The sequence below is a fragment of the Shigella sp. FJ200513 genome (assembly GCF_040495915.1).
Lineage (GTDB): Bacteria > Pseudomonadota > Gammaproteobacteria > Enterobacterales > Enterobacteriaceae > ECMA0423.
Genome location: NZ_JBDYCV010000156.1, coordinates 1 through 5,894 on the forward strand (window position 1 = coordinate 1; position 5,894 = coordinate 5,894).

A 5,894-nucleotide genomic window follows, 5' to 3' on the forward strand; every position below is an offset into this window, starting at 1 on the left:
TCAGGGAAAAATATCATCAGATGGCTGCTTAAAAAAAGAACAAATGGTAGTGTCCGCTATTGCCAGTACACCTCAATTCTTTGGCATTTTTTACCTCGTTACGCGCGTCTGTGGCTTTGCCAACGGATACTTCCGCGTGCGCACGAGTGAACCAGTGCGTGGCAACGTCTTCCTCCACAACATGACGGCCTTTAACAAACTCGCGCCGAGAACCGTCGGGAAGCGTGAGCACAAACGGGGTATGTACGTGTATTACTGCATCATTTTTTGCCATCGGGTCATCCTTAATGGCCCCGCCAGGGGGCCATGTGGCTGTTAAATGCCATCAACGTACGAAATGGTTTCTTTGTACACTGGCTCGACTGCACCCAGCTTGCCGTAGTAAGTGACGATCTGATACAGACCGCGATACTGCACCGGCACGCTCTGAAGCGGAACCAGCGGGTAGCGGACGTATTTTTTATCGTTGGTGTACGCAACTATGCGATCCTTATTCCCCACACCACGGCCTTTCAGCCATTTAACCGCGCGGATATTCAGCGGAACACCGTTCTGGTGATAGCTGATGGTGTTGGTCTGAAGGTTCGTCAACAGGGACTGGTTACCTGCAGATGAAACGATGATGCTGGACAACAGAGCAAACTGCTCAGGCGGGATCAGCAAATCACGCGGAACCACAGAGTAACCAGAAGCGGCCCACGCATCAGACAGCACCTGGTTAATGCTTGCGCGGATTTCGTCCGGTGTTGAGGTTGCCCACGTTTTGGCAGCGTTGTTGACAGGCACGCCGTCCAGGGTAACAAGGCCTTTCAGGTTTAATGCGGAATCGCCAACATATACCTGTTCATCGTTATCCATCTGCCATTTCAGTTGCATACCGTCATACTTCTGCGTATCAATCGGGCGGCCGACCTGCTGAGCAGCCTGCAATTCTATGACCGTCCAGCCAAGTTCCATCCCCCACAGGTTCAGCGGGTTACCGGATTTGCCGATATCCACGTTCACGCCAGCAATAGCGGTTGAGTCTTTGCCTACCCAGTTTTTTCCATTCGGATTTGCGCCAGTACCCGCAGCGGCGAAGCTGGTATTCGTCCAGCTGGAAATGTCATCTGCGATGGAGGCGTCTTCACGCAGTTGAATATCGCGGCTCCAGGTGTACCCCACCAGTGGCAGGTTCAGCGTCTGGTCGAGTCTCTCCAGCTCCCCGATGAGAAAGGCACCAGAGCTGTCAACGGTTGCCTGATCAAAAGTAATCATTCGTCTGTTCCTTAAATCTTCCAGGAAATTTCTGCATTGCCGTCAGCATCACCGGCACCTGTGAATTCAGCGTTGGTCAGCACCACGTTTTTGCCACTGACTGACGTGGACATGAATCCACCCAGAGGCACTTTGATGGATTCATCAGTGGAGATCGCCTTTTTTGATAGTGCTGGCATCAAAATCAGAACCGAGATTAACGGTCACGTAGCCACGCTTCATGGCGTCGCCCGGGAAGTTCTTGCCTGTTCCCACCTGGCGAACCATGTCCGGCTGCGACGTGGTCGGATAAGGGCGCACGTAGATCCCCTTCACCTTGTCTGCGGTATCACCATCTGCCAGCGGCACGAAAAAACCGTCATCATCGTATTTACCAGCCAGGCCATAGGCAGCGAAGGCGTTATCGGATTTAAGGACCACCGGTTCGACGGTTAAGTCCTGCGGGCGAGAGACAGCCCCGGCAATGCCAACAGGCATCCGGTACAGAAATACATTATTCATTTTTTACCCTTTACGGTTTGCCCAGAATTCAGCGTTTTGTTTGTTCAGGGAAGCGATACTGGTCATGCCCATGTTTAGGCGCTGTGCATCGCCGGTGGTGGCGCGGGTGTTTCGCCCTTTGGCAACCTCAGACACGGCATTAAACGCCATGTCGACCGATTGTTTCGGTAATTTGCGGATATCCGCATCACCGACTATCTGGCGAACCAGCGTTTTGTCAGCAGAAGCCAGAACCTCGCGTTTGAACGCGGTCGGTTTCATCTTACGGCTCAGATCGATACCCGGAACGATAACTTCGGCACGCCAGGCTGAGTCACCAGTAATCGTGGTTTCCTCTTCATCGTCCTCGCCGTCACCGGTCGGATTATCGTCAGGCTTATTATCGTTATCGCCCGTGGCATTTCTTTCCAGCTTAGCCAGCAGGGCTTTCAGTAATGTTTTGAGGTCATCATCACTGTCGCCGGTTGGATCTCCGCCCATCTCTGGTGCTTTGTCCGGTAGTGGTTGCTGCGGGGACAGGTTGATGTTGAGATTAACGCCCTGCGGCAAATCCCCCTCATCTCCTGTAACCGATGCGGGAGCCGACTCCACCAGTTCGTTCATGGTGTCGGCATCTCCTGTCTTGATGGCCGCACGCATGCGGTTCCACCAGTTTTTCTTTTGATTTGCCATTGTGTCTCTGTCTCCAATTGCACAACGATTTCCGGCTCTGCCTTTAGGGACAAGAGCCACATGGTTTCCGGTAATATCGACCTGCTCGGCTTTACCTGGCTCGGTCTGCTCGTACTCCGCGTCATAGCCGCACGACACTTCGCGCAGGCCATCTTCGATAAGCTGAATGGCGCTTTCGTCTTTGACGATAAGGTCAGCCAGCATCAAATCAGACTGCTCACCCGTCCCGCGCCGGACATTCTGGAGGTGCCCGACAGCAAGCACTTTCCAGTTCTCGGGATTTACCAGCCGCACATTCCCGTTTTCATCTTCAGGATGCAGGATCGTGATGCTCATCCCTTCGAATGAGGCAAGCGTGGCCGGATGGAATACCTGCTCAGGAGAACGCGTGACGACTATTTCAACGAACTTATCGGGTTTCAGTTTTGGCAGGTCATCAGCACCATAGAGCTGCTTACCTGTTCGTCCTATCGGCACGTCTTTGCACAGCAACGAGCCGTCAGCCAGGCGGTATCGGGTTTCCCCGAGCCTGGTCTCAAAAAAGTATTTCATGGGTTATGCTGCCCTTTTCATTGCGAATGGAACGCGAACAAACACGATCTCTTTATAGCAGCGGCAGTTTGGCAGCTCGCCCGCGTGGCCGGTCATGCCGTCCAAAGTTGGAGGTGAATCCCAGCGGACGAATTTACCTTTCATGTGATCGTGGGAATCTCGGACATCGCCATCATCGGCTGTACGCCAAATATAACCATCCGAGCCAATAGCTATCGCTCGGGCCATATCCAGCGCGCCCGTTGCTCTTCCCAGTTCCGTTCGGGCAATCAGATCGGCCCTAGACTTAGCAACATCGCCGGTAGATGCAATCTCTTTAGCAAACTGCTCCGCCCGACCACCGGTGACAACAGCCTCTATCGCTTTGTTCTGGATGTCGTACACCCTGTCTGCGGCCTCGAGAGGCAGAGATTTGATGTACTTGACCTGTTCGGCGATGATGGATTGCATCACCTGGCCCACAGGAGCGCTTTCCACAAGATTGCGGAGCTCGCGACTGATGTTCTTGCTGTGTTGCCGCCAAACTTTCTCGTTCTGCCGGGTTAGGTCCGCAGTAAAGTTTTCCGCGACCTTTGTCGCCCAGGGGGTGATGATTTCACTGTAACGCTCCAGCGCCGCAATAATTTCCGTGATACTGTCATTTGAACCATCGTAGCGACCATTTACGATGTCTCCGACCGCCCTCGCTATCCTGCGTAGGCTGGTTCGATACCGGATTTCCGCCTGACGGCTCCTGCGGTTCGTCATCAGGTTCGCCGATGCCGGGCGGCGCTTCATCTTCGGCATTCTCGATGTCCTCGTTGGTAATGGATGCCCCTATGCCGGTTACGTCAGAATTTTCTCGCAAATCAGTCATAGCGGCTTTCAGTGTCATCAGACCATCACCCATCGCCGTACTGATTGCGTTGGTGGTGTTTAACGCCACCGTTGAGCGATCGACATCAGACATTTGCCAGAGCGGGTTAAACTCAAACGTGAAATCGTCCGGCAGCGGCTTGCCAAGTTCCGAACGATGCATGATGTCCAGTATCCGCCGCACCGGAAGACGTAAACGCCTCTCCTGCAACGAACTGATGCGATCGTAATAGTTGGCAAGGTCTGCATCACCGGTAGAAAATCCTTTCGGGGACTGTCCGAACAACCGCACCAGTGGGATACCAACAGCGCCACTAATCTGTTCTGCAAACTGCGAAAGGATGTCATCCAGACCACTGAAGCTGTACTGATGGGTTTCAAACTTATCCCGCGAGTCCATGAGCGTCATGCCTTCATTACTCTGGAACTGTCGAATCAGGTCGATATTCTTCAGCAACGCTTCATACGCAGGACCACCAAGTGCGATAAGCTCGCGTAGCTTCTCCACGCTGTAGGTACGCAAATGCGCCTTGTAGACCAGCTGCGCCGCGCCGACAGTAGCGCTGTCGAACGCGGTAAGACGATCCCAGATACGCTCTACAACCGACATTCCCCATTCGTTCTCGGTCATCTTCTGCTGAAATGGCAACGTGACGCCATCAAAGCGAATCAGGCGACTGTGATGAATGCGCCAGGCAGGAATTCCCGTTGCTGTGGTCACCACATCGTAAAACTCAGGTTTACCCAGGTCCGGCCCCATATCTTTAATGCGGCGGGTCAGTGCCGGGTCGACCATCCAGCGGTCGAGCGGGAGAATCCCCTTAAACTTGCCCTTACCGATGGTTTCGGGTCGCAGCGGGGTCATTGGTGCCTGCCCCTCAATCATGATGAAACCCACCGCGCCGCCGTAGAGGCGCGACCATTTCAGCACGTCATTCAGCGCATCCCAGATTTGCAACTCATCCAGTTGTGATTCGAGAATGCCACGATCTTTTGCATCAATTTCCGAAGTGATGCGAATGCCTTTGCGGGTCATATCATCCGGGATAGCATCGACTGCTTCGCCGATGATCCAGGATGAACGATAGGACCATTCCACCAGCATGCGGTTACGACTGGTGAAATTAGCCCGGTAGGTGGATGCTGAGTGCTGGTTAGGTGTCTGCATCCCTACTCGGGCAATAAAATTCTCATAACCATCAGCTGTGGCCTGCACAGTTCGCCGCAGGGCTTGTTTGTTTCGTGCCATCAGGCCTGTCTCCCCAGCTGTTCCCAGATATCCAGCGATGTATCGATTGGCGCGAAGGCCATAATGAATGCATCAGCAACGTTTGGTGACGGTATCTCGCGTTTTGCGAGGTCTTTTTTACTTTCGACCATCACACGTCCGTTACGGTCGAAATCACGATGAGGTGTTGTCAGTTCCAGTTTCAGCTTTTCAAGCAACGGACAACGAGAATCTATGCTGATCAGCTCATCCACAGGATACTGTTCTCCGTTGTTAATGGCGTTAAACGTATTTCTGAAACGGTCAGCCACCATGCCTGAGCCTTAAGATTTGCGAAAAAGTCTTTGTTGGGGATGCCGTTGTACTCGTCATCTGGCTCATGCACACCAGCACCGGCGTTAAACCTCTGGTAATTCACACGTCGCGCGTATGCGTTCTCGCTCTTCCGGTCAGCGTTAATTTCAGAGAATTTAGCACCGGCAGACGCACCAACACCGATAGAGTCGTAAACAATATCTGCTTCACGCTCCAGCGCCGCCTGATAAGTACGCTGGCAGCTCTTCAGTAATTCATCTTCTTTGGCCTTCCATTCGTCGGCCCAGAAAACAACGGATCCGTGACGGTAAACGTTAGCGCACTTATCTGTACCACTGTCAGCCACGTCAAAGCCAATACGCTTTCTTCCACTGGGTTCGAAATTTAACGTTTTGTGCGCATCCACTGCGGCTTCTATCCAAGACAGTTTGATGATTGCTGGATTTGCCCCTATATTTCCAGACATCTGTTATCACTTAACCCATTACAAGCCCGCTGCCGCAGATATTCCCGT

The 5,894-nt window shown here is 52.9% G+C and carries 4 protein-coding genes and 3 pseudogenes; all 7 read right to left on the reverse strand.

The annotated features are described in order from the left end of the window. Positions 1–142: 142 nt before the first annotated feature. Positions 143–274, reverse strand: a pseudogene (locus tag ABZJ92_RS22550) (STY1053 family phage-associated protein); the annotation flags it as partial. 41 nt (positions 275–315) lie between these two features. Next, positions 316–1,257 carry a DUF2184 domain-containing protein gene (locus ABZJ92_RS20075; protein ID WP_000627468.1) on the reverse strand — a complete coding sequence of 314 codons (942 nt, stop codon included), beginning with the start codon at positions 1,255–1,257 and terminating at the stop codon, positions 316–318. An 11-nt stretch (positions 1,258–1,268) separates the two neighbouring features. After that, positions 1,269–1,758: pseudogene (locus ABZJ92_RS20080) on the reverse strand (structural cement protein Gp24). A gap of 3 nt (positions 1,759–1,761) precedes the next feature. Continuing rightward, positions 1,762–2,982, reverse strand: a complete 1,221-nt coding sequence (locus tag ABZJ92_RS20085) for a DUF2213 domain-containing protein (protein WP_000873153.1) — start codon at positions 2,980–2,982, stop codon at positions 1,762–1,764. 3 nt (positions 2,983–2,985) lie between these two features. Beyond that, positions 2,986–3,729 carry a phage head morphogenesis protein gene (locus tag ABZJ92_RS20090; RefSeq protein ID WP_000184977.1) on the reverse strand — a complete coding sequence of 248 codons (744 nt, stop codon included), beginning with the start codon at positions 3,727–3,729 and terminating at the stop codon, positions 2,986–2,988. After that, positions 3,620–5,086: a DUF1073 domain-containing protein gene (locus ABZJ92_RS20095; RefSeq protein ID WP_000113501.1), complete on the reverse strand. Its 1,467-nt coding sequence runs from the start codon at positions 5,084–5,086 to the stop codon at positions 3,620–3,622. Before ABZJ92_RS20095 ends, ABZJ92_RS20090 begins: the two co-directional genes overlap by 110 nt. Further along, positions 5,086–5,819, reverse strand: a pseudogene (locus ABZJ92_RS20100) (PBSX family phage terminase large subunit); the annotation flags it as partial. The gene ABZJ92_RS20095 and the pseudogene ABZJ92_RS20100, both read right to left, overlap by 1 nt. Positions 5,820–5,894 lie beyond the last annotated feature (75 nt).